The sequence below is a fragment of the Microbulbifer mixtoriginis (SeqCode) genome, from assembly GCF_052468275.1.
In genome coordinates this window covers 589,961-612,449 of sequence record NZ_CP174341.1, presented here as the reverse complement: position 1 = coordinate 612,449, position 22,489 = coordinate 589,961, and the positions used below count along the sequence as shown (strand labels likewise).

Here is a 22,489-nt window from a genome sequence, read left to right as displayed (position 1 = left end):
AATAAACGCCAAAACTGCTAAAGGCAGTGTATTAGAAGCTGTGGCAGAGCTTAAAGACTGTCAAAAGGAACGCTAGTAATTTTGAAGCGGACGTAGTTGGCTACAGAGAAAAAACACAGCCGCTGCCAGGACAATAGAGGGCCCGGCTGGGGTGTCCCATAAAATAGAGGCGAGCAAGCCGAGCACTACGGCGAGGCAGCCGATCAGGGATGCCAGCAGCGCCATTTGCTCTGGAGTGCGGGAGAGCCTGCGCGCGGCAGCAGCGGGAATAATCAGCAAGGCGGTGATCAGCAACACACCAACCACTTTCATGGCAATGGCAATTAGTAGGGCTAGCATCAGCATTAGCGCCATGCGTATTCTCTCTACCGGTACACCTTCCACCGAGGCCAGCTCCTCGTGCAGAGTGAAGGCTAATAATTTTTCCCATAGCCAATAAAGCAGAGTGAGGATGCCCACGGCAGTAACAGACATCAGCACCAGATCTTGGCTGCCTACGGCGAGTAAGTCGCCGAGTAACAGGGAGAGTAGGTCCACCTTAATTTCGAACAGGCTGACAGTCACGATTCCGAGAGCGAGCATCGAGTGGGAGAGAATCCCCAATAGAGTATCCACGGCTAACTTCTGCCTGCGCTGCAGGTACACCAGTAGAATTGCCAGCAAACAGCAGGTTGCGCCAACGGCGAGGGTGGGCATGATGTGTAGTACAAAGCCGAGGGTGACACCGAGCAAGGCTGAGTGTGCCAGTGTGTCACCGAAGTAAGCCATGCGCCGCCAGACGGCAAAACAGCCCAGTGGGCCGCTAACTAATGCGACTAGCAGACCGGCACCCAGGGCGTACCAGAGAAATTGGCTGTGCAGTAATTCGCCGAATTCGACCACTTATTGTTGCTCTCTATTTTTGCCGTTCGACTTTGTACCAGAGTGGTTGCACTCTCCGGCAATATCGCCACTCAGTTTGTGCTGATGGTTATGCTGGTGGGTATAGGGAGCCACGGTATCGCCAAAGAGCGCCAGGTAGGCGGGATCTTTGCTCACCTGCTCCGGGTGTCCGTGACAGCAGATGTGTTGATTGAGACACAGCACCCTGTCGGTGGCGGCCATCACCAGATGTAAATCGTGAGACACCAGCAACACCCCGCAGCCCAGCTCATCGCGAAGGGTGGCTATCAACTGATACAACTCACTCTGCCCACCAACATCGACGCCCTGGGTGGGCTCATCTAGTACCAGTAATTGCGGTTTGCGGGAGGCGGCGCGAGCGAGTAGTACTCTCTGCATCTCCCCGCCAGAGAGGTTTGCCAGGCTGGCTTGTAACAGCTGCCCGGCACCCACTCTATCCAGTGCAGCCTGTGCTTGAGTAGTCTTTATTCCCGGCTGGCCCATTTGTAGGAAGCGCTGCACGGACATGGGCATCGAGTTGTCTATGTGTAAGCGCTGGGGCATATAACCGATTCGCAAGCCCGGTTGGCGCCAGACGGTGCCACTTGTGGGTTTGGTCAGCCCCAGTAATAGTCGCAGCAGGGTGGTCTTGCCGGCGCCATTGGGGCCGATCAGGGTGACAATCTCCCTCTGAATTAACTCCACGGAGATATCCCGGAGTAATTGCCGGCCGGCGAGTTGTAGCGCGACACGGTCGGCGGTAATTAGCGGCGGGGAAGGGTTCAGGACAAAATCTCCGGGACGGGCGTGAAAAACCGTATGTTTGTGGCCTCCAAGCGAGGACTCAAAAGGAGAGTCTGTCACCAGTCGGGCTGGCGGCACGAAGCCGGTTGTGATTATATCTCAGTTTTGCGTCGCCAAATGTCTCTCATGTCTCCCTCTTCGCGTGTTTTCTACTTTTCCGCCCTGATGTTGTTCTGCCTCAGCCTGCTGGCCTGTGGTAAATCGCAGCCCATGGAGCGCACAGAGCTGGTGGTGAGCGTGCGCCCGCTGGCACTGATCGCACGGGAAATTGCCGGTGATAACCTGCCGGTGAAAATATTAATCCAGGGGGCCGACCCCCACCATTACGCCCCCAGTGTTGCGGAGCGGGCACGTCTGGAGCGCGCCTTATTGATGATTTGGTTGGGGCCGCAGATGGAGGGGCTGCTGGCCGGGCAGGTGAATTCGCTACCCGAAGAAAGGCAATTGCAGTTATTGGGCGCAACTGAATTTGAGTACCAGGGGGCCAATGCAGCCGATCCCCACCTGTGGCTGCGTCCGCGCAATGCGGCATTGGCTGGGGCCCTGATTGCTGAGCGCCTGGCACAATTGCAGCCGCAACAGGCTGAGCTGTATCGCAGTCGCGCCCGCGACTTTTCCCAATCTATGGCCAGCCTTCAGAAAGTGCTGGACCGGGCCCTGTGGGCCTACCGCGATGTACCCATAGTGGTGACCCATGATGCTTATGGGCATTTCTTTGGCTCCGCTGGGGTGAATACCCGTGCTCTAAGCAATGGCAGCGGTGGTGGTCGTGGTGCACGCGCCATGTTAGGCCTCAGTGGGATGGGGCGAGGTTGCCTGTTTGGAGAAGTCCCAGAAAATACTCGGGACCGGCAAGTGGCAGAGCATTTGGGGCTGGAATATGTCGCTCTGGACCCCCTCGGCGAACAGCTGGGGCCCGATGCCAGCTATCGCGACTTGATCGAGTCACTGTTGGTACAGGCGCGCAGCTGTCTTAGTGAAATACCCGACAGCGGTGTAGATGAAGCAGAGGAGTAAACTGGGCCCCAGGCAATGTGATGTCGACTTGGGGAAAAAAGATGGCCCGACAGTAGAGACGCGGGCCATACCTTGTAACCATACCTTATTAGAGCCGCTTAACCGGCATTACCGGATTTATTTTTGAATTGCAGAAGTTTTTCTGCGCGCGCTGAATCTCTCTCGGCCTTGCGCTGCATCTTTTCCAGTTGACGCATCTGGCGTTGAAATAACGCTTCACTCTGTTCCCTGGTGGCTTCTTCCAGCATCAGCTCGTGACTTGGTATCTGTGGATAATCAGCTGTAGCGGAGACCGTTTGCTGGGACTTTTCCGTTTGGCAGGCAGATACCGCGGCTACTGGCGTTGCTAGAAATGAGGCGGTAAATAGCAGTGCGGCGTACATCACTCCTCTCATAATAAGAATCCTTCCTGTACATCTGTGGGTAACTTTTTTGCGGAAATAAAAGGCCCCGTGCCGCCTGTGGGCGGCCATTGGCATTTGTTTCCGGGGAGTTGGCGATTAATGAAAGTCGCTACCGGCAAGACTAGACAAGCCTGAGCATTTGGTGAGATTGCTGCGTCGATTGTTAGTAACCCAGCGTCGAGATGAGTTGGCTTTGCCGCAGGGGCTGTGGTGGCGGTAAATGTTCTGCCTGGTGCTAGCGAGCGGAAAAACTGTGCAAAGGGGGGTATCCTATCGGCCAATCCAGCGCCGCGAGCGCCCGACAGGACAAATAACAGAATCCCGAGATTTATGAGTAAACAAAGCACCCCTGCCGCCCCGCTGATCCTGGTGGATGGCTCCTCCTATCTGTACCGCGCCTTTCACGCTCTTCCGCCGTTGACCACCAGCCAGGGCAAACCCACCGGCGCCGTGCGTGGTGTGATCAGCATGCTGCGCCGCCACTTGAAGGAGCATCCGCAAAGCCCAGTGGTAGTGGTGTTTGATGCGAAGGGAAAAACCTTCCGCGATGAGATGTTTGCCGAATACAAGTCCCATCGCCCTCCCATGCCGGACGATCTGCGCGAGCAAATTCAGCCGATCCACGACATTATCGATGCCATGGGGTTACCGCGCCTGGTGGTAGATGGGGTCGAGGCGGACGATGTGATCGGCACCCTGGCCCTGGAAGCCCAGCGTAAGGGCCAGGAAGTGATTATCTCCACCGGTGATAAAGACATGGCGCAATTGGTGCGCCCCGGCGTCACTCTGGTCAATACCATGTCCAACACGGAGATGGATAGCGAAGGGGTTGTGAAGAAGTTCGGCGTTGGGCCGGAGTTGATTATCGACTTCCTCGCCTTGATGGGGGATAAATCCGACAATATTCCCGGTGTCCCCGGAGTAGGGGAAAAGACGGCGCTGGCGTTGCTGCAAAATCTCGGCAGCCTCGAAAATATCTACGCAGACCTGGACGCCATTGCACCGTTGGGATTCCGCGGCGCCAAGACTCTCGGCAAGAAAATGGCCGAACACCGCGAGGCGGCAGAACTCTCCTACAAACTGGCTACCATCAAGACCGATGTGGAGATGCCTTATCACCCACAGGATCTTCATAATGCGGATCCCAATACCGATGCCTTGATAGAGCTGTTCACCCAAAATGAATTTCGCGGCTGGCTGGAAGAGCTGACCAGTGAAGAGTCTGAAGAGGCCATGGCTGAGGCGGTTGAGCGGGATTATGTCATCGTCACCGAGATGACAGAATTCGACGCCTGGCTTGAACAGCTCAAGGCATCTGAGATCTTTGCTTTCGATACTGAGACCACCAGCCTTAACTATATGCAGGCAAAACTGGTGGGGGTGTCTTTCGCAGTCGAGCCCTATCGAGCCGCTTATGTGCCTCTGGCCCACGACTATATGGGCGCACCTGAGCAGCTGCCCTTCGATGAGATTCTCGCCAAGCTGAAACCTCTGTTGGAAGACGAAAAGCAGAAAAAGGTGGGGCAAAACCTCAAATACGACAGTCATATCCTGGCCAACTACGGCATTGAGCTGCGTGGTATCGCACGGGATACGATGTTGGAGTCCTATGTACTGGACAGCACCGGCAGCCGCCACGATATGGACAGCCTGGCACTAAAATACCTGGGAGAGCACACGGTTCATTTTGAGGATATTGCCGGTAAAGGCGCCAAACAGCTTACCTTCAACCAAATCGAGCTGGATAAAGCCGGTCCCTATGCTGCTGAAGATGCGGATATCACTTTGCGTCTGCACAATGAGTTGGGCGCACGCCTACAGAGGGAGCCGACTCTGCAAAAGGTACTCGATGAAATCGAGATGCCACTGCTGCCGGTACTCGCACGTATGGAGCGTAACGGTGCCTATATCGATGCGAAAATGCTCGCCGAGCAGAGTGCCGAACTCGAACTGAAGATGCGCGCGTTGGAGCAAAAGGCCTATGAGGTGGCCGGTGAGGAATTCAACCTGGGTTCCACCAAGCAGCTGGGAGTTATTCTGTTTGAGAAACTGCAGATCCCGGTGATCAAGAAAACGCCCAAGGGGGCGCCATCTACTGCGGAAGCGGTACTGCAGGAACTGGCCCACAATCACGAGCTGCCCGCGCTGATTATGCAGTATCGCGGTTTGGCCAAATTGAAGAATACCTATACCGACAAGCTGCCGAAAATGATCGACCCCAGCAGCGGGCGGGTGCATACCTCTTACCACCAGGCGGTGGCGGCCACCGGTCGGCTGTCCTCCAGTGACCCCAACTTACAGAACATTCCCATCCGCACTGAGGAAGGGCGTCGTATCCGCCGTGCCTTTACTGCGGACCCGCGCATTAATGGCGGTAGTGAAATTATTGCGGCGGACTATTCACAAATTGAGCTGCGCATCATGGCGCACTTGTCTGGGGACAAGGGTTTAGTGGATGCCTTCGCCCACGGAGCCGACATTCACCGCGCCACTGCTGCAGAGGTCTTTGAAGTGGCGCTGGATGAAGTCAGTGATGAACAGCGCCGCCGTGCCAAAGCCATCAACTTTGGCCTGATCTACGGTATGTCAGCGTTTGGTTTGGCCAAGCAATTGGATATCCCACGCGCCGATGCGCAGACTTATATCGACCGCTATTTCGAACGCTATCCCGGTGTGTTGCGCTATATGGAGGATACCCGCAAGCAGGCGGCGGAAAAGGGCTACGTAGAGACCCTGTTTGGTCGCCGCTTGTATCTGCCGGAGATCAACTCGCGCAACGGCATGCAACGCCAGGCGGCCGAGCGTACCGCGATCAACGCGCCAATGCAGGGAACCGCCGCAGATATTATCAAGCGCGCCATGATAGCCGTGGATGCCTGGCTGAAAGAGCAGCAGCTGTCGACAAAACTGATTATGCAGGTACACGATGAACTGGTACTCGAAGTGCCTAAGGATGAGGTTGAGACAGTGGCCAGTGGTGTACAGGAGATTATGCAGGGCGCTGCCCAATTGCATGTGCCTTTGATTGTGGATCTGGGGCGCGGCAAGAGCTGGGATGAAGCGCATTGAGTTTCTCAATTTAAGCGACTGGTTCATCCATTAAGTAAAAGAGCCAGTTCAATGAGATACGCCGGTACAAGATGGCTTAATAGGCGTCTTTTTGATGAAAAAAGTGCCAATAAGTGTGTTTTAGTCGGCGTTTTTGCATTCTTTGCGCGAAATCGTGGAACTGTTCCGGCGACATCCCCTCTAATAAGGCAAGATCGTTGGAATGCGTCATCATCCCCCAAGGAAGTCAGATGTTTGCCCCGGAACTCCCCCAAGTCCGGGGCATTTTTTTTGCCTTCAAATTAAACCCTTCTACAGCTCTCGCTTTTTCATGGATTAAGCGACACAAGTAATTCCCGCAGGCCCGCTGGCGTTCATCTGGTCTAGTCTGAGCACTACAAAGATTTCATTCGTTTGCCATAACGTCTGGGCGGCTAGGATTATTAACTGCCCTTGTCCCCTGGTTACCGAGAGGGCCATCAATGCAGAACAAAACTATAGCGTTGGCAGCGGAGCACAAAACTCTCCAGGCTTCTCTCACGCTGCCCCAGGAGGCGCGTGCGCTGGTGATCTTTGCCCATGGCAGCGGTAGTAACCGCAACAGTCCGCGCAATATCGCCGTGGCTCGACGTCTGAACGATGATGGATTTGCCACACTTTTATTTGATCTGCTCAGCAAAGAGGAAACCCGTGCAGATGAGGCTACCAGCGAATACCGATTTGACATCGACCTGAGTGCCCGGCGCCTGGTGGAAGTGATCGATTGGGCCGCACATGGGGAAACTACACGGACTCTGCACATCGGACTATTCGGCGCCAGCACTGGGGCTGCGGCAGCGTTGATTGCCGCCGCCGAGCGTCCGTCCCTGGTGGGTGCGGTGGTTTCACGGGGCGGCAGACCGGACCTGGCCGGTTCCGATCTACCCCTGGTTAAGGCACCCACGCTGTTGTTGGTAGGCGGTGATGACAAGCAGGTGCTGGAATTGAATAAAGAGGCCCTAAATCATATGGTCAATGAGCCCCGCTTGCACTTGATACCCCACGCCGGTCATTTATTTGAGGAACCCGGTGCCATGGATGAAGTAGTGCGCATGACCGAGCGCTGGTTTCGTGCGAGTTTACTATGAGTAGACTGAAACTATTTAGCCTGGATGCCGGCGCCGATTTTGCTGGTCGTGTGGCTGCAGCCCTGGGTGAACCATTAGCTCGCCACGAAGAGCGATGCTTTGCCGATGGTGAGCATAAAGTGCGCCCATTGGATGATGTCGAGGGGGCGGATGTCTTCCTGGTGCAATCCCTATACAGGGACCATTGCAGTAGTGTCGATGAAAAACTGCTGCGTTGTTTGTTCTTCATTGGCGCCCTGCGCGATGCCGGGGCGGCACGTATTACCGCAGTAATGCCCTACCTTTGCTACGGACGCAAAGACCGGCGCACCAAATTACACGATCCACTGCCGACTCGCTATCTGGCCAGTTTGTTTGAGGCCGTGGGGACTCAGGTGGTCGTGACTCTTGATGCCCACAACCTGGCTGCGTTCGAGAATGCTTTTCGCTGCCGCACCTTACATTTGCTGTCGGAATCGCTGTTACTGGAGTTTGCGCTGAGTCAGCTGTTGGCGGAGCCGCGACCACTATCGGTTTTATCGCCGGATGAGGGCGGGATAAAGCGCGCGGAGGCCTTGCGCGAGGCGCTGAGCGAGCGTCTGGGGCGCCCAGTAGGTTGCGCTTTCGTCGAGAAGTATCGCAGTGGAGAAAAAATCAGCGGGGGTACCTTGGTGGGGGAAGTGCAGGGGGCGGTTGTGTTGGTTGTGGATGATCTTATCGCCAGTGGTGCAACACTCTGCCGGGCGGTGGAAGCTGCCCATGGAGGCGGGGCGCAGCGTATCCTGGCACTGGCCAGCCACGGCCAATTTAGTGGCGATGCTTTCTCAAACTTGTCACAACTACCCCTGGAGGCGGTGGCAGTGACCAACTCTTTACCCCAGTTAAATTTGCCACAGAGTTTCCATCTACTCGACTGCGCCCCATTGATGGCGGAAGCGATTAGGCGCCTGCATGATTGTGGTCCGGTGAGTGAGCTTACACTTTAATTTTTTCAGCAAATTAGTCTTATCGACAAAGTAACTCTCTGCTTCACATCTGTCTTACGCAATGTTGGCGCATAAATACTCCTTTGAAATCCGTTCCATCCCTGTCACGCGTTATTTTTTCCGCCCCTGAGCCGCATTTACATTTATTTACTTAAGCAATGGGAACAAACGGGGCAAATGTCCTATCGAATAAAACAGATCATTGTTGCTCCCTAACCCCAAAGCGTTCAGCTTTTTAACCCCGGAATTCCCCAAACCCGGGGTTTTTTTTGTCTGCGCGCAGAAGGATTTGTTTTCCGCCTCTCTGGACCTTTCTCATTAGCTGCTGATTTATTGGTGTCTTTGGAACCTATTTCCGGAAATTAGTGATTAAAGGGCATAGTATTCGCGCACCTCTGATCGTGGTGTTTACTGGCTGGGAAACGAATCTGAGCCAGCCTAACCTTTCAATATGTAAGGTGTTTGCATATGTAGAGGAACCCTCAGACGTACCCGTCCCCCTGGGTGCGTCTGGCAAGTGCCCCACCCCAAGGGCACTGACCCCTAGCCGGCAGCCCCCATCTGCCGGCTTTTTTTATGTCTTGATCTCAACAACTCCCCAAAAGTTTTTTCATTTGCCACTTTCAGTCAAACGCACTTGCAAATGATAATGTTTCTCATTATCTTTAATTTAAACCTAACAGGGGGGTTACCGTGAATTTACGTTACCTATGTGCTAACCACCGCCAGTGGTTGATTGAGAATAACGATCGTGCGGAACAGGCGTGGTTGGATTGGATGGAGCGCGGCAGGATGCTGTGCGAAGAGGGAAATCATAGTGAGGCGATTCCCTATCTGGGTTGCGCGTTTGATGTGGCGGGAATGCTGCTCACAAGCGAGTGGCCCAGCTATGCCGTATCTGCAACACGTTTTAGTGAATGTGCCGCTCAATTAATGGAGGCTTACCGGAAGCAGGGAGATGAAAAACACCACCACTACCTCCTTGTTGGAGCCAGTACTGTTCTCGCCCGCCAACTGGGAGATCGCGATAAACAGCGGCTTGCCGCTGACTGCATCAGCGCACTCTATACGACGGATGGGGACGACGAGCCGGCACCCTTACTTGCCGGGGGAAAGCTCGTATCCCATGACGGGGCGAACCTGCAGTTGCACTAAAGGGGAGACGGCAGCAGAGGTCGAAAAATCCTCGCATCTGCTCACCGTTGCTATTTGCGAGGATACCCTGGTAGATCTGTTAGCACAGCGTGCCCTTTGCGCAGAGGCGCTGCACTGTGCGACCCCCCAAGCGCGACGTCGTCTGCGCGAGTTGCTACTGCGTTCGCTGTTGCCCGGGGGAGAGAACATTTCGCCGGGCGAGAACTGACAGGGTGATCTTGGAGCCCCCGACCTCCTTGATCATCGCTTTGACTTGCAGGCCGGTGGCTTTGGCTAGATGTTCACTGAGCAGAACCGCGTGCAAAGGCTTAACTGGATCCCGTCTCCCCCAGAGTTTGCTTTAGCTTTCAGTCTCGGCTGGCACTTCAGCATCGGTCTGGGGCGCCAGCCAGGTGTTTAGCTTGCGCTCCAGCTTGTCGAGGCCGGTTTTTTTCAGTGAAGAAAAGGTCTGTAGGGTAACGCCGCGACTCAACCCCTGCTCCTTGAGGGATTTCTCCACGGCGAATAGGGCGTTGTTGGCCGGGCCATTTTTCATTTTATCGGCCTTGGTAAGCAGGATATGCACGGGCAGTCCGGCCTCTACCGCCCAGGTGAGCATATGCAGATCGAACTCCTTGAGAGGCTGGCGTATGTCCATTAATAACACCAGGCCGCGCAGGCAGGTGCGCTGCTCCAGGTACTCGGCCAGATGGCGCTGCCACTCGTCTTTCATAGCACGGGCTACCTTGGCGTAGCCATAGCCTGGCAAATCTACTAGGCGCTGGTCTTCTGACAGGCTGAAAAAGTTGATCAGCTGGGTGCGCCCGGGGGTTTTAGAGGTGCGCGCCAGCTTGTTGTTGCTGGTCAGGGCATTGATGGCGCTGGACTTGCCCGCATTGGAGCGGCCGGCAAAGGCCACCTCGGCGCCAATGTCTTCAGGACACTGTGCCAGAGTAGGGGCGCTGGTGAGAAATCGTATGGAACGATAGTTCAGTTTCTGTGGTTGGGCTTCAAATTTGTTAATTGGCATCGTTTAAGTCTGCTGATTCAGTACACTCGCTTGGCGCGCAAGTATATAATGCCGCGGTTTTCGCGTCGCAGGACTATCGGGGGCGACACGAAACGCCATATTTCAGCGCGCAACGGGACGACGTATGAACAGCATTATCAAGAACACTGCTCTGGCACTCGGTTTGGTTTTCGGCTTGGGGGCCGTACCTTTTGCAATGGCTTCTGGCGATGCTGCTGCGGGCAAGGCTAAGGCCGCCCAGTGCGCCGCCTGTCACGGTGCTGATGGCAACAGCCTGTCACCGGCTTTCCCCAAAATCGCTGGCCTCGGTGAAAAGTACCTCCATAAGCAGCTCCAAGACATTCAGAGCAAAATTCGCGACATACCGCAGATGATCGGTCAGCTGGATAACTTTAACGACCAAGACCTGCAGGATATCGCCGCCTACTTCGCCTCCCAGCCAATGCAGCTGACTGGCTCCACAGCCTTCCCGGTGATGCTTAATAGCGGTGACAGTGTCGATAGCCTAATCCTTGGCCGCAAGCTGTTCCGCGCAGGCAATAAAGAAACTGGCGTACCGGCTTGCATGGGCTGTCACTCTCCCACCGGTCAGGGCAATGCGCCAGCGGGTTATCCGCGTCTGTCCGGTCAGTATCCGGAGTATATTGAAGCGCAGCTGAAAGCCTTCCGTGCGGGTACTCGTGCCAATGATGGTGAGATTCGCACCATGCGCACCGTTGCCAAGCAGCTCTCCGATGCAGAGATCAAGGCGGTTGCCAACTATATCGCTGGTCTGACCGACTAAAAGGGTTAGCCACAGTAACGAGAGGCCGGTCACACACCGGCCTTTTTTGTGCCCGACGCTCGCTCAAGTGGGCGGGAATTGGGTAAAGTATTGCCACTTTTGCGACCTTTCCTTGCGCCTGGCGCTGGGAACTTAAATAATCTGCGCTGTCTATTGTGTCCTCAGTGGCCCGACAGTATGCCGCCAAATCAGGCGCTCGAACCACGAATGTACAAGCTGGAGAAGACTTATGAGAGCAGTTCTCGCCCCTATAACGATGGTTTTGGCTGTGTTGTTCAGCCTAGTCGCCTGCGCCCAAGAAGGCGGTGAATTCAAGGCGGGCCAACACTACCAAGTGCTGCCACAGGCGGTAGCGCAAAAAAACGCCAATAAAATCGAAGTGACCGAGATGTTCTGGTATGGCTGCGCCCATTGCTTTCATTTCGAACCGACCCTGGAGCGCTGGAAAGAAAAAATGCCCAGTGATGTCTCCTTGGTGAAGCTGCCGGCTATCTGGCAGCCAGTGATGGATGTACACGCCCGCTTGTTCTACGTGGCTGATGCCATGGGTGTTCTGGAAAAAATGCACACTCCGCTGTTCAACACCATCTACAACCAGCGCCAAATGCTGGCGATTCGTGAAGGTCGCAACTTTAAGCCCGACCTGGCTGCTATTGAAGCCTTATTTAACAAGCATGGCGCCGATGGTGCCAAAGCGGCCAAGCTGATGAACTCCTTCGCCATCAACAGCAAGGTCAAGCAGGGTGTCGCCAATCAGCGCGCCTATAAAATGACTGGTACACCTGAAGTGGTTGTGGCTGGTAAGTACCGTATCAGCTCCTCTCTGCCGGGTTACAAGGGCAAGAGCAATGGTCAGGAATTGATGCTGCAGGTAGCGGATTACTTGATCGCCAAGGAGCGCGCCGATCGAGGCTAACAGTCCAGCTGAAAACAAACCCCGCCCAGTGCGGGGTTTTTTGTATCTAGGCGTTTGCCACAATTAACGACTACCACCCCTTTCGTTATCTGCCAGTAACAGGAAGTCATTTTTGCGAAATTCATGGACTTTACTACTCTTGCTGGCCCTCTCAGTTCAATCTCTTTGGGCGCAGCAGGTCGCGGAAAATGACAAGCTTGCCGCGCGCGCGAGCAACCTGCTTTCCTATATCGCTGTGGATTACGGGGATGCCATTGATAAAGGCCAAGTCATTGATACAGGTCTCTATCAACTCCAGCAAGACCATGTTGCCCAGGCGCTGGATCTGGTGCGGAAGTTGCCAGATAAACCGGGCCGTTCAGCCCTGGAAAACAGTATGGCAGGGTTACAGGAGGCTTTGAGCCGACGAGAGGATGCTGAAAAAGTACGAAGGCGCGCCAATGAGATAGCCGACCGATTGGCGGCTCTCTATCAAATGCAGCGTTCACCAGCCCACTTACTGCCTTCAGCCAGCTTGGCTGCTCCCCTTTTCCAACAGCGCTGCGCCAACTGCCACGGTAGATGGGGCCAGGGTGATGGAGCCCTGCCCGATCTGCGCGATGCTAGGCGGATGGCGAGTTTCAGTCTTTATGACCTCTACAATACTCTCGACCCTAACGTGGATACCGTGCATAGCGAGCGGGTTGATGGCGACTTAAATAGTCGCCAGCGCTGGGCTCTCGCGGTGACGGTGGCCGCTTTGGCCGTAAAAAATCAGCTGCCACCCTCCGCCGATCTTGCCGAGCGCTATCCAGCACTGATCAGTTTGCCGGGTATGGCGGTAACCCGACCGGTTGAATTGCCCACTGATGCTAGGAGTGCCTTATTGTGGTGGCGGGGCCACCCGCACTTGATCCGCTCCCTCGAACACCCCCTTACTCGCGCAGAGGGGTTATTGAGCCTGGCGGAAACCGCTTATCGAAGCGGTGACAATGCCGGTGCTTATCACAAATTGATGCTCGCCTATCGAGAGGGCTATAAGCCGCTAGAGCAATCCATTGAAATGAGCGACCGGGTTTTGTACGGCAAGTTACAAGCCCAATGGCAAACATTGCGCCGAGAAGTGCTCTCAAACGCGCCCAATACTGATGTGATCGCTTCAACTCAAAATTTAGGCACCTTGCTGGGAAGAGCCAGAGCACGCCTGGAACCAATGCCGGGGGGGCACATCAGTTATTTATGGGCGGCATTGCTCTTCGCATTGGCACTGGCACTGGGGGTGTCACTTTGGTGGGGACTGCGCTGGAGAAAGCAGTCTAGACTTTAAAGGGTTTGTGCGCCAAATCAGCTGATCAGCCGTGAGGAAGTCGCCGTGGCAAGATCCTTATTCTCCGCTCTTATTCTCTGTTGTGTGGTGCCGCTTCAGGCGGCCGAACCGCTAGATGCCTTTCCTGCAGAAGTTGAGGGTAAGCGGCGCCATGTTATTGAGTTGCCCAAGGTGGTCGATGAGAGCCGCTTTATGGTTGAGTTAGTGCCAGGCAAGAATGCATTGGCCGATTGCAACCTGCGCAGTTATAGCGCGCCCTTACAGCGCCAGGTTCTACCGGGTTGGGGTTACCCCTATTATGTGCTGGCAGAACCAAAGCCCTCCAAAGGTACCAGTAAAGTTTGCGGGTCCGATTCCGAATCGCGCCGTTTTATCCGCGTGCGCGGTAACGGCCTGATACTGCCTTATTCAAGTAGCCAGCCCCTGGTGGTGTATTTGCCGGAGGGCGTCCAATTGAAATACCGTGTGTGGCGTGCGGATAAAAACCTGTCTGATGCTCACTCAAAATAATGATTGCTCGTAGCCCTATCTAACAGCCTTTCTAATTCCACTCCCCCATAGTGGCGCCTCAATAAATATTTTTAATGCTTCTAATGCCACTGTGGGATTTAGCGTCTAGCCTTACTAAGCAAGGGATGTGAAAAATAGCGCCTGTGCGATTTTTCACGCCGGTTTTTTTGGCCTGTGGCCGTAACCGGCTAGGAAAATTGGCGGTGACGCCAGCCGCCGTTTACAGCAACCCCTTTCCGCGGTTCTTACCGTGGAGCACTTACGGTAGAGCAGCGCATGAAGTATTTGCGTAATCCCCCTTCGAATTTTGTGTTTGTCGCCATACGACAGAGTTGTGCCATTGCCTTAATGCTGTTCCTGTTATTGCCCTCGATGGCAACGGCGGAATCAGCTCAACAAAGGTGGGCTGGCAACTGGTTGGTAGTGAGTGAAGGTGACGACCAACTGGTTTGGCAACTCAATGCCGATGGCTCCGGTTATGCCTATGGCTTTAACTCCGGTGGCAGATTGACCCATGGCTTTGCCATTAACTGGCAACTGGATGGTGATCGTGTGCGGGTCCGCACCGGTGCTTCCGTTAGCTGTAAGGGCGGTGTGGTCTCGGTGGCGTTTCGTGGTTGGAGCCGCTCCACTCTGTTATTTGCCGTAATAGACGGGCGGCACTGGCTGCAGGCTGGCGGTGGGTTACTGAGTTTCCAGCGCCGATTGAGTGACTGGAGTACGCCTAAAGCGGGTAGTAACTGCCCTAACATTGCCAGCTGATTTTTGGGGCCGAGTAAGAAACAAAAACAGGAATTTTCCACTCAGGGAGGGGAGCGCCGAACATTGGAGTAGAGCTGTGATGCAAAAGTCCTTGGTTTTGACTCTGGTATTTTTGCTCACAGCATTTTCAGCTTTTGCCAAGGAGGAGCAGAAAAAAAAAGAAAAACAGAGTGAACAGACACAGCAGCGCAATGCAGGCTGGCACGCTCAATCCAAGCTGAATGCCAGCCAGTGGGTGGGTGCCTGGCTAATCTCCAGAGATGGGGAGGCCCGCCATGTATGGAGTCTCAAACCCGATGGTACTGGCCGCTCCTACGCTTTTCTCCCACATGACGGAAAAATGCAATTTGCTTTTGGCTACGATATCCACTGGTATTTTGATCCTTTCACCCAAATGGCCAATATAAAAACCGGTCGTAGAATCATTTGCCGCAGAGGAAAAATATATCCCTATTTTCTCACCTTGAAATCCTATGAGAGCGATTATTCAGTGCGAGGTAAATTTGCCTGGCAGACTACCTGGACGGAAGTGAGTATCGGTCGGGATCGCCTGCATAAATCTCTGATTGTTTTTGTTGCACCATTATCTGCCTGGCATGATCCTGGCAAGGGTGCTCCCTGTCCCGAGTTCCCACGTGTGCGTCTGGAAAAAGCGATTGATAGAATGTTGCAACGCTGGGAAAAGAAAGATTCCCCCGATTTAGAGGTGAATACTGCACCAGCTCCGGGCGAGCCAGAGCTAGAAGGAGAGGAGCTGAAAAAAACCAATAAAAAGAGGGTGAAAACCCGTCAGCGAAATTAAAATAAAAAACCTCTGAGACAGTGGTGTTGTCATCCATTAATAGAACGTGATGATCAAGCAGGTCTTATGGCCATGTAGTTTTACCTGTGGGAAATGTTCCCTCTGGATAATTACACTAGGTGGTTTCTGACTGGTAACCATTCGCTGAGTATTTTCACAGCAGGTTTTTTCAACGGCAAACCGGATATGACTGCAGAAGTTTCCCTCGCAAATATCCTGAGAAATATGTGCCCAAAGTTACATGAGGAAACCTACGTGTTTTGCCAGGTGTCGGATGCTCGGCTCGAAGAAGTCTTGACTCAAAGCCTGTGTATCTTCCGCGAAGGCGAGGGGATGAGTGCGATCTTACCCAGATGCTTGGCACAGCAGTATGGGATTGCTTCCAGCGGGCCCTTCAGACAAATTACCCTGCAGGTCTTTTCCGGTCTCAGTGCGGTGGGCCTTACCGCTACAGTCGCCAGGGAGCTGGCTGATGCGGGCATAGTGGCCAATATGGTAAATGCCCTGCGTCACGATCATGTCTTTGTCCCTGAAGAGAGCGCGCAGCGAGCCTTACAGCTTTTACGCGGGCTCAGTAATCGGGTGTATTACACCTGAGCGCTTGCCAGTGCGTATTAATTACCCCGAACCCCAGCCCCACGGCGAGATTCGCCAACTACTACCAGACCTGTTCTTCGTCCCTGGGACCGTAAAACTGGCTCCGGCGGTTACCATTAACCGCAACATGGCCATTGTGCGTTGGCAGGAAGAGCTGATACTGGTGAACCCGATGCGCCTGCGTCCAGCGCAAGAAGAGAAGTTGCAGGATCTCGGCCGAATAGCTCATGCAGTGCGTCTTGGCTACCATCACGGCCAGGATGATCTTTATTACCGTGACCATTTTGATCTGACTTTTTGGCGGCAGACCGGCTCGAACTTTTATCCACCTAGTGCCGATAGATTGGTGAGGGATGGTGGTGTTTGTCCAATACCCGGCAGTCGCTTCGTGGAACTGCGTTACAGCCGTTACCCAGAGGCATTCTGGTGGCTGCCTTTCAATGACGGCCTGTTGCTGGGCTGTGATGCTCTGCAGTATTGGGGGAAGTGGAGCGGTTGTAGCTGGTTTGGCCGAAATCTGCTGCGACTGTCCGGTATGCGCTCGGGGATGCAGGTACCGCCTGCCTGGCGAACACGGATGACTCCTGAAGGCCGGGACCAACGCTGTTGGCTGCAGGAGGATTTTGAGCGCCTGCTACAGCTGCCCTTCCTACACTTTCTGGCAGCCCATGGAGAGTTTTGTGCGGATCGGGCCCATGAGGAAGTGACCGCAGCAATAAGCCGAGCCTTTCCTGGGCTCTACAAGGCCGCCTGAATTCTATATATTAACCCTTTCAAGTAAGTGATCACTCACATCTTGGTGCTCTGCACTAAGTCTGAACGTGGTAAGATTGCGCTCCTTTTTGGTGCGGTGTTGGTTCTGTCTGGCAGACCGCAAAGATTTATTCGAGAAGTAGTAATCCGATGAAAAGAAAAGTCCTGTTCAGCGGCCTGCTGTCGTTGCTGCTGGTGGCCTGTATGCCAGTTTCCACCAGCACAGCCCCAAGCGCGAATATCGACAACATCAGTCGGGATGTGAATTACCTGGCTTCTGCAGAATTGGCGGGAAGAGACACAGGCAGCGAAGGTTACCTCAAGGCAGCGCAATATGTGGCCGCGCAGTTCCAATCCATGGGGCTCGCTCCGGCTGGCGAGCAGGGGTATTTCCAGGATGTACCTTTCCGTAGTGCCAGCTGGAATGGCACTGAGCCGACTTTTGTTTTAAAGGGGAGCAAAGGTGAGGTCGGCTTTGCCTTCGGGGGGGACTTTATCACCTCGCCTTCTGCGTCCAGTGAGCAGGCACGCTTGGAGGCCGAGCTGGTGTTTGTTGGCTACGGAATTGAAGCGCCGGACTATGGCCTAGATGATTATGCCGGATTGGATGTGAAGGGTAAGATTGCAGTGATACTGAGTGGTCGCCCGAAGAGTCTGCCCAGTGAAGTGGGGGCTCACTATGCATCAAGCCGCAACAAGGGTGAGACCGCTGCTCGTCATGGTGCGGTGGGTTATATCACCATTTATACCCCCGAGCGCGAGAAGCGCCGCCCCTTCGTGCGCTATGCGGAGCATCGTCACGATGAGACTTTCGACTGGGTAAACCGAAAAGGCGAGCCGGGCAGCGCTATCCCCGGTTTGTATCCTGGTGTATTGCTTGATATCGATGCGGCGAGCAAACTCTTCGACGGTACCCAACAGAGCCTCGCAGCTATCTTCAGCATTATGGAAAAAGGTCAAAATCCCCGTGGATTTTCGCTGCCTTACCGTGCTGCCCTGAGTACAAGCTCTAGGCACGAGGAAGTGCGTAGCCCCAATGTTGTGGCCGTATTACCGGGTAGTGACCCGGTGCTTAAAAATGAATATGTGGTCTTCTCTGCACACCTGGACCATATCGGTAAAAAAGAAGATGGCCAGATTTATTACGGCGCTCAAGATAACGCTGCAGGAATCGCAGTAATGCTGGAAACCGCACGGTTGTTTGCGGAGTCTGGCCAAGCACCACGACGCTCTCTATTGTTTGTTGCGGTGACCGGAGAAGAGAAGGGATTACTCGGCTCGGACTACTTTGCCGAATACCCTACCGTACCTCTGCAGTCCATCGTGGCCAATATCAATCTGGATATGCCCATGCTGCTCTACCCATTCCGCGATATTATTGCCTTTGGTGCCGAGCATTCGTCCCTTGGCCAGATTGCGGAGCATGCGGCAAAACTCAGCGGTTTAAAATTGAGCCCTGATCCCATGCCAGAAGAAGTGATCTTTGTTCGTAGTGATCACTATAATTTCGTTCGCCGCGGTGTGCCCTCTATTTACCTAATTACTGGGCGCGAAGCTCAGGATCCGAATATTGATGGTACCGCTAAACAAGTGGCATTCCTGAAAGAGAGCTATCACAAACCCGGAGATGCGCCTGATGCTGGGGTGAGCTATGCAGCTGCCAGGCAGTTCACCGAAGTTAATTATCTAATTGCCAGGGAAGTGGCGGATGCTGAGGATAAGCCTTCATGGTATGAGGGAGATTTCTTTGGGGACCTGTTTAGCCAGTAGTTAACGTGCGCTAGTGGTTATTGGAGATTCCCTCGATACCTGGCTAATTTGAGTGGGGAATCTCCAGGTCATGAAGCTTTCAGTCGAATTTCTCGAGTTGCAGGGCCTTTAAAACTATTGCGGTAAGTTCCTATTACCTCTTTAGAAGTAAAATTGGGCCTAGGCCTAACTACAAGTGAAAGGTAGATATCTTCTTCAGGCTGCCCACTCCAACATCGGTATTCAGAGTAGGGTTCAGGCCAATTTTCTTCTTGGCCGACCAGTGAAGAGACTTTAAGCAGCTTACCGAGTGGATCACCACTGCACTTGGCAAGCGCCTCCTTTATGGTCCAAGATTTTATAAACTCTTGCTTTAAGAGGGCTATCGGTAAGCTTTGTAACCAGGACACCTCATAGGAGCTAAAGTAATTCTGGGCTATTGCCAGCCAATCTCTTTTGGGGTGGTCTCTTTCACAGTCAATACCAACCGGAATTTTTCCAATGGAGACTGCAAGGTAGTCTGCCGTATGGCTGATTGAGAGGTTGACAATAGGGGTTCCTGAGAAATTGGCAACTGTAGGGTTCTTAGGGTCAATCTCTAGATCAGAAGCGGGATATCCGAACCGTTCAGCAATAAGGGTTTTCGCGAGTAGGCGCCCGGCTAAAAATTGCATCCTCCGATTCTGGTTGCGAATGTTTTTTAAACGTAAATGTTCCGTGCCACTCAATAAGAAAGATGAGTTCGCCTGCCAATCTTCAGGCCAATTTTTGAATGAAGAACAAGTAAAATAAAGCATAAAGTCTTATCTATCGATTCAGACTTAGATTGTAATCACTAACAAAGCTGAATAGCAGAACGGCTCTCATGGTAAATGGTTGAGGGAAAGATGGGGTACATACATCTTCAGAATTGCCTCAGAAATAGACCATAAATACCGGATTGGGCAATTAAGGATCATTCTTAATTTTAGAGTTTTTTCCTTTAAGTTGTCACCTTAAGGGAATTTTATTCTTGGTGAGAGCTTTATCATTTTTAGAGGCTCACGAAGTCTTAAGTTGACCTTATGCCAGTGAAATTAAGGGCGCTAGTATACGAGAAATGTCCTAAGGAATAGTTCTCGTGTATTTAGGTGTAATAAAGAAACTCACCAGTCCCAATTGAAGGTTCTTTTGCTAGCGGGAATTGATCATTTTGTGTACCATTCCCGCCCTGTTGCCGGTCACGAAAAGCTCAAAAAGCCACCTAAAAACAATGGTAGAGCTGGCTGGATACTAAGGCTTGATATTGAGGGTTGGAGCCAAGCTCCATAAGAGTAGTTTGTCTATTGAATTTGTAATTTCCGATTGGCGAGCTTGGTATGCGGGGGTTTCGGAACCTGCGGACTGGCATCGATGGCACAGTGGCGAGTTAGAACTGCAGGAAGATACCCTGGCTGATGTCTCCTTTCTTCCGGCGATGCTCAGGCGCCGCCTGAGCCCATTGTCTAAAGCCGTATTTAATAGTGCTTACCCACTTCTGCAGCAGAGAGATATCCCCCTGCTGTGTTGCTCTGTGCACGGAGAGGCGATGAGAACTTACTCTCTTCTACAGGGGGTTGCTGTGGAAGAAGATTTATCCCCTACGGCGTTTGGCTTATCAGTACACAATGCGATCGCCGGCCAATTGTCTATAGCGAATAAAGTACGATCTCCAGCTCTCGCTTTAGCGGGTGGTGACTATCCATTACTGGCAGGTTTAATGGAAGCTACCGGTATTTTGCGGGAAGGTGCAAAAGAAATACTGCTGATATTTTGCGAGGAACCCCTGCCAGAAATGTATCACCCTAGCACCCAAAGTCCCTCAGGTGTTTGTGCTACAGCTTTACTCTTAACCTTACCAGTTGAGGGAAGTAAGGGTACTGGAGTGACTTTGCTAAATTCTTCGAGCGTCAGACTAAAAACCGCATTTGAAGAGGCTGATTATCAGCTACCTCTGATAAGCGCGCTTATTAAAAACTCAGGAAAAGTACCTGTTGCCAAAGGGTGGGAGTTACTAATCAATGCAAACTAATTTGGAGTCTGGCAAGAGGTATGATCAGTATTGGTTTAGGCTGATAGCCACTGCCGTTGCGTTTAGTCTATTTGGTTTTGGTGGTCTGATCCTTCGATTTATTTTATTTCCACCTCTCAGAATTTTATACCCTAATGCAAATGTACGTATGCGTAAGGCTAGGTTAATCATACATCATGCCTTCCGTTTGTTTATTGGGTTTATGCACAAAACAGGGATATATACTTATGATTTCAAGGGTGAGAGTAAACTGCAAGAGCCCGGCCAATTAATACTGGCTAATCATCCCACTCTTATTGATGTCGTTTTTCTTATATCTCGAATACCTAATGCAAACTGTATTGTAAAGGCGAGTCTATTTCGAAATCCCTTTATGCGTGGAGCTGTAATGACTGCGGGTTATATTCCCAATGATGACCCGGAAAAAATAATTGAGCTTGCCTCAAAATCTTTGAAAAAAGGGGAGTCAGTGGTTTTATTTCCGGAAGGAACCCGCTCTGTGCCAGGGAAACCATTCAAGTTCCAGCGGGGGGCTGCCTATATGGCACTTCGTTCTGGTATTAGTCCGACTCTGGTTACCATTCGCTGCAACCCGCCAATGCTGATGAAAAATATCCCGTGGTACAGCATTCCGTTATCACGGCCACATTTTGAATTTGATGTCTCTGAATCTTGGGAGATTCTCAAGATGAAAGAAAAAAGCGAAAGCCCATTGGTAGCCAGGCAAGTTACCCAAGAATTAAAAGCATTTTATACTGAGGAGTGTGCTGCGTGAATGATTTGGTTGAAGAGCTAAAGACACTGATTATTGAGGTTCTAAACCTAGAGGATATTACTCCAGAGGAAATCATCGCAGATGAGCCTTTATTTGGGGAAGGTCTAGGTTTGGATTCCATTGATGCGCTTGAGCTAGGTCTGGCATTGCAGAAGAAATATAACATATCTATCGATGCGGAAAATGAAGATACCAAATCACATTTTGCTAGTGTGAACAGCCTGGCAAAATTTGTTAATGGTAGCCGCGCGTAAGAGAGATATGTATGTTGAAAGATAGAGAAGAAATTTTTCCAAAATTGACCGAAATCCTTGTTGAGATGTTTGAGGTTGATGAAGAGGATATAACAGAAGAAGCCCACCTTGCTGATGATCTGGATATAGATAGCATTGATGCGGTTGACCTGATAGTTCGTTTAAAAGAGCTTACTGGAAAGAAAATTGCACCTGAAGAATTCAAAAGTGTAAGAACTGTTGGAGATGTAGTTGGTGCAATTGAAAAGGTAATGGCGGAGAAGTGAGTCGATTCGCGCAGCTAATATTGGTCATTATTCTGACACTGTACCCTGTGGCAATTTATTTTGGCATAGAATACTTGTCTTTAAGTAGTATTCTGTTACTGCTATTGATTGTTGCGGTTTCAAGGGTATTGTTTGGCGGCGCGAATAAGGCGATTGGTACCAAGCTAATGGCCGTGGCCTTGGCTTTTGTTGTTGGCGTCTCCTGGTTAAGGGGCGATTCAAGTGGACTTCTTTGGTATCCAGTACTTTGTAACCTGATTCTATTTTCACTGTTTTTATACAGTTTGAGTCAACCGCAAACATTAGTAGAACGGCTTGCTCGCCTTACGACTCCAGATTTACCACCTGAAGGTATTCTATATACACGAAAGGTTACCAAGGCATGGTGCCTATTCTTTTTAATTAATGGAAGCCTCGCACTGGCAACTGTTTTAAACGGCGATATGAAAATCTGGACTCTTTACAATGGCCTTGTTTCATATGTGCTAATGGGAACTATGATGGGCGGTGAATGGCTACTGCGTCGTCGTGTCCAAAATAAGGTGTGAGTTAAG

The 22,489-nt window shown here is 52.3% G+C and carries 25 protein-coding genes; 20 read left to right on the top strand and 5 right to left on the bottom strand.

Features of this window, described 5'->3' with window-relative positions:
* Positions 1 to 72: 72 nt before the first annotated feature.
* Together znuB and znuC are read right to left on the bottom strand one after the other, a co-directional pair.
* Positions 73 to 882: a zinc ABC transporter permease subunit ZnuB gene (gene znuB / locus ACJJIC_RS02725; RefSeq protein WP_252084015.1), complete on the bottom strand. Its 810-nt coding sequence runs from the start codon at positions 880 to 882 to the stop codon at positions 73 to 75.
* Positions 883 to 1,668 (bottom strand): zinc ABC transporter ATP-binding protein ZnuC, encoded by a 786-nt coding sequence (gene znuC / locus ACJJIC_RS02720; RefSeq protein ID WP_252086047.1) that lies wholly within the window; start codon positions 1,666 to 1,668, stop codon positions 883 to 885. It abuts the gene before it with no gap.
* A 135-nt stretch (positions 1,669 to 1,803) separates the two neighbouring features.
* Here znuC and ACJJIC_RS02715 point away from each other — a divergent pair, with 135 nt between their 5' ends.
* Complete coding sequence (locus tag ACJJIC_RS02715) at positions 1,804 to 2,703, top strand: metal ABC transporter substrate-binding protein (RefSeq protein WP_445356410.1); 900 nt, start codon at positions 1,804 to 1,806, stop codon at positions 2,701 to 2,703.
* A 98-nt stretch (positions 2,704 to 2,801) separates the two neighbouring features.
* Here the strand turns inward: ACJJIC_RS02715 and ACJJIC_RS02710 are convergent, their stop codons facing one another.
* Positions 2,802 to 3,098, bottom strand: a complete 297-nt coding sequence (locus tag ACJJIC_RS02710) for a hypothetical protein (protein ID WP_444891684.1) — start codon at positions 3,096 to 3,098, stop codon at positions 2,802 to 2,804.
* A 339-nt stretch (positions 3,099 to 3,437) separates the two neighbouring features.
* On the opposite strand from ACJJIC_RS02710, the gene polA reads away from it, so the two are divergent.
* The 5 genes from polA to ACJJIC_RS02685 all read left to right on the top strand — a co-directional run bounded on the left by polA (position 3,438) and on the right by ACJJIC_RS02685 (position 9,610).
* Positions 3,438 to 6,176, top strand: coding sequence for a DNA polymerase I (polA, locus tag ACJJIC_RS02705; protein ID WP_445356409.1), 2,739 nt, complete (start codon positions 3,438 to 3,440; stop codon positions 6,174 to 6,176).
* Between the two features lie 461 nt (positions 6,177 to 6,637).
* Complete coding sequence (locus ACJJIC_RS02700) at positions 6,638 to 7,282, top strand: dienelactone hydrolase family protein (protein WP_444883305.1); 645 nt, start codon at positions 6,638 to 6,640, stop codon at positions 7,280 to 7,282.
* Complete coding sequence (locus ACJJIC_RS02695; RefSeq protein WP_252084020.1) at positions 7,279 to 8,247, top strand: ribose-phosphate diphosphokinase; 969 nt, start codon at positions 7,279 to 7,281, stop codon at positions 8,245 to 8,247. Before ACJJIC_RS02700 ends, ACJJIC_RS02695 begins: the two co-directional genes overlap by 4 nt.
* 693 nt (positions 8,248 to 8,940) lie before the next feature.
* On the top strand, positions 8,941 to 9,402 hold the full coding sequence (locus tag ACJJIC_RS02690) for a hypothetical protein (RefSeq protein WP_445356408.1): 462 nt from the start codon (positions 8,941 to 8,943) through the stop codon (positions 9,400 to 9,402).
* Positions 9,374 to 9,610 carry a hypothetical protein gene (locus ACJJIC_RS02685; RefSeq protein WP_445356407.1) on the top strand — a complete coding sequence of 79 codons (237 nt, stop codon included), beginning with the start codon at positions 9,374 to 9,376 and terminating at the stop codon, positions 9,608 to 9,610. The genes ACJJIC_RS02690 and ACJJIC_RS02685 overlap by 29 nt, the downstream gene beginning before the upstream one ends.
* A 132-nt stretch (positions 9,611 to 9,742) precedes the next feature.
* Here ACJJIC_RS02685 and yihA read toward each other — a convergent pair whose 3' ends face one another.
* Positions 9,743 to 10,411 (bottom strand): ribosome biogenesis GTP-binding protein YihA/YsxC, encoded by a 669-nt coding sequence (gene yihA / locus ACJJIC_RS02680; RefSeq protein ID WP_445356406.1) that lies wholly within the window; start codon positions 10,409 to 10,411, stop codon positions 9,743 to 9,745.
* Between the two features lie 124 nt (positions 10,412 to 10,535).
* Between yihA and ACJJIC_RS02675 the strand changes: the two genes are divergently transcribed.
* From ACJJIC_RS02675 to ACJJIC_RS02635, 9 genes are all read left to right on the top strand, one after another.
* Positions 10,536 to 11,195: a c-type cytochrome gene (locus tag ACJJIC_RS02675; RefSeq protein ID WP_445356405.1), complete on the top strand. Its 660-nt coding sequence runs from the start codon at positions 10,536 to 10,538 to the stop codon at positions 11,193 to 11,195.
* Positions 11,196 to 11,424: 229 nt separating this feature from the next.
* Positions 11,425 to 12,111, top strand: a complete 687-nt coding sequence (locus ACJJIC_RS02670) for a thiol:disulfide interchange protein DsbA/DsbL (RefSeq protein WP_252084024.1) — start codon at positions 11,425 to 11,427, stop codon at positions 12,109 to 12,111.
* A 112-nt stretch (positions 12,112 to 12,223) separates the two neighbouring features.
* Positions 12,224 to 13,417: a c-type cytochrome gene (locus ACJJIC_RS02665; protein ID WP_445356404.1), complete on the top strand. Its 1,194-nt coding sequence runs from the start codon at positions 12,224 to 12,226 to the stop codon at positions 13,415 to 13,417.
* Positions 13,418 to 13,462: 45 nt separating this feature from the next.
* Positions 13,463 to 13,927: an ecotin family protein gene (locus tag ACJJIC_RS02660; protein ID WP_444887656.1), complete on the top strand. Its 465-nt coding sequence runs from the start codon at positions 13,463 to 13,465 to the stop codon at positions 13,925 to 13,927.
* A gap of 276 nt (positions 13,928 to 14,203) precedes the next feature.
* On the top strand, positions 14,204 to 14,689 hold the full coding sequence (locus tag ACJJIC_RS02655) for a hypothetical protein (protein WP_444887657.1): 486 nt from the start codon (positions 14,204 to 14,206) through the stop codon (positions 14,687 to 14,689).
* Positions 14,690 to 14,765: 76 nt separating this feature from the next.
* Entirely contained in the window at positions 14,766 to 15,491 is a 726-nt protein-coding gene (locus tag ACJJIC_RS02650; protein WP_444903542.1) for a hypothetical protein, read from the top strand.
* Positions 15,492 to 15,677: 186 nt separating this feature from the next.
* Positions 15,678 to 16,088, top strand: coding sequence for an ACT domain-containing protein (locus tag ACJJIC_RS02645; protein WP_444883311.1), 411 nt, complete (start codon positions 15,678 to 15,680; stop codon positions 16,086 to 16,088).
* Between the two features lie 10 nt (positions 16,089 to 16,098).
* On the top strand, positions 16,099 to 16,842 hold the full coding sequence (locus ACJJIC_RS02640; RefSeq protein ID WP_445356403.1) for a hypothetical protein: 744 nt from the start codon (positions 16,099 to 16,101) through the stop codon (positions 16,840 to 16,842).
* A gap of 149 nt (positions 16,843 to 16,991) precedes the next feature.
* Positions 16,992 to 18,611, top strand: a complete 1,620-nt coding sequence (locus ACJJIC_RS02635) for a M28 family metallopeptidase (RefSeq protein ID WP_445356402.1) — start codon at positions 16,992 to 16,994, stop codon at positions 18,609 to 18,611.
* A gap of 68 nt (positions 18,612 to 18,679) precedes the next feature.
* Here the strand turns inward: ACJJIC_RS02635 and ACJJIC_RS02630 are convergent, their stop codons facing one another.
* Positions 18,680 to 19,387, bottom strand: coding sequence for a 4'-phosphopantetheinyl transferase family protein (locus ACJJIC_RS02630; RefSeq protein WP_445356401.1), 708 nt, complete (start codon positions 19,385 to 19,387; stop codon positions 18,680 to 18,682).
* A 521-nt stretch (positions 19,388 to 19,908) separates the two neighbouring features.
* Here ACJJIC_RS02630 and ACJJIC_RS02625 point away from each other — a divergent pair.
* Genes ACJJIC_RS02625 through ACJJIC_RS02605 form a run of 5 tightly spaced genes read left to right on the top strand, consistent with a single transcriptional unit; the run spans position 19,909 to position 22,483 of the window.
* Positions 19,909 to 20,640 (top strand): beta-ketoacyl synthase chain length factor, encoded by a 732-nt coding sequence (locus tag ACJJIC_RS02625; RefSeq protein WP_445356400.1) that lies wholly within the window; start codon positions 19,909 to 19,911, stop codon positions 20,638 to 20,640.
* A complete protein-coding gene (locus ACJJIC_RS02620) occupies positions 20,630 to 21,415 on the top strand; it encodes a lysophospholipid acyltransferase family protein (RefSeq protein WP_445356399.1) in 786 nt (261 codons plus the stop codon). Before ACJJIC_RS02625 ends, ACJJIC_RS02620 begins: the two co-directional genes overlap by 11 nt.
* Positions 21,412 to 21,669 (top strand): ApeE family acyl carrier protein, encoded by a 258-nt coding sequence (locus ACJJIC_RS02615; protein ID WP_444883316.1) that lies wholly within the window; start codon positions 21,412 to 21,414, stop codon positions 21,667 to 21,669. The genes ACJJIC_RS02620 and ACJJIC_RS02615 overlap by 4 nt, the downstream gene beginning before the upstream one ends.
* 11 nt (positions 21,670 to 21,680) lie before the next feature.
* On the top strand, positions 21,681 to 21,935 hold the full coding sequence (locus ACJJIC_RS02610) for an acyl carrier protein (protein ID WP_444903546.1): 255 nt from the start codon (positions 21,681 to 21,683) through the stop codon (positions 21,933 to 21,935).
* Entirely contained in the window at positions 21,932 to 22,483 is a 552-nt protein-coding gene (locus ACJJIC_RS02605) for a COG4648 family protein (RefSeq protein WP_445356398.1), read from the top strand. Before ACJJIC_RS02610 ends, ACJJIC_RS02605 begins: the two co-directional genes overlap by 4 nt.
* The last annotated feature ends 6 nt before the right edge of the window (positions 22,484 to 22,489 follow it).

Bases quoted from the DNA above. Each gene is read 5' to 3' on its own strand.
- ACJJIC_RS02715 (WP_445356410.1), top strand. From the start codon at position 1,804: ATGTCTCTCATGTCTCCCTCTTCGCGTGTTTTCTACTTTTCCGCCCTG.
- ACJJIC_RS02710 (WP_444891684.1), bottom strand. From the start codon at position 3,098: ATGAGAGGAGTGATGTACGCCGCACTGCTATTTACCGCCTCATTTCTA.
- polA (WP_445356409.1), top strand. From the start codon at position 3,438: ATGAGTAAACAAAGCACCCCTGCCGCCCCGCTGATCCTGGTGGATGGC.
- ACJJIC_RS02700 (WP_444883305.1), top strand. From the start codon at position 6,638: ATGCAGAACAAAACTATAGCGTTGGCAGCGGAGCACAAAACTCTCCAG.
- ACJJIC_RS02695 (WP_252084020.1), top strand. From the start codon at position 7,279: ATGAGTAGACTGAAACTATTTAGCCTGGATGCCGGCGCCGATTTTGCT.
- ACJJIC_RS02685 (WP_445356407.1), top strand. From the start codon at position 9,374: ATGACGGGGCGAACCTGCAGTTGCACTAAAGGGGAGACGGCAGCAGAG.
- yihA (WP_445356406.1), bottom strand. From the start codon at position 10,411: ATGCCAATTAACAAATTTGAAGCCCAACCACAGAAACTGAACTATCGT.
- ACJJIC_RS02675 (WP_445356405.1), top strand. From the start codon at position 10,536: ATGAACAGCATTATCAAGAACACTGCTCTGGCACTCGGTTTGGTTTTC.
- ACJJIC_RS02670 (WP_252084024.1), top strand. From the start codon at position 11,425: ATGAGAGCAGTTCTCGCCCCTATAACGATGGTTTTGGCTGTGTTGTTC.
- ACJJIC_RS02655 (WP_444887657.1), top strand. From the start codon at position 14,204: ATGAAGTATTTGCGTAATCCCCCTTCGAATTTTGTGTTTGTCGCCATA.
- ACJJIC_RS02645 (WP_444883311.1), top strand. From the start codon at position 15,678: ATGACTGCAGAAGTTTCCCTCGCAAATATCCTGAGAAATATGTGCCCA.
- ACJJIC_RS02635 (WP_445356402.1), top strand. From the start codon at position 16,992: ATGAAAAGAAAAGTCCTGTTCAGCGGCCTGCTGTCGTTGCTGCTGGTG.
- ACJJIC_RS02630 (WP_445356401.1), bottom strand. From the start codon at position 19,387: ATGCTTTATTTTACTTGTTCTTCATTCAAAAATTGGCCTGAAGATTGG.
- ACJJIC_RS02620 (WP_445356399.1), top strand. From the start codon at position 20,630: ATGCAAACTAATTTGGAGTCTGGCAAGAGGTATGATCAGTATTGGTTT.
- ACJJIC_RS02610 (WP_444903546.1), top strand. From the start codon at position 21,681: ATGTTGAAAGATAGAGAAGAAATTTTTCCAAAATTGACCGAAATCCTT.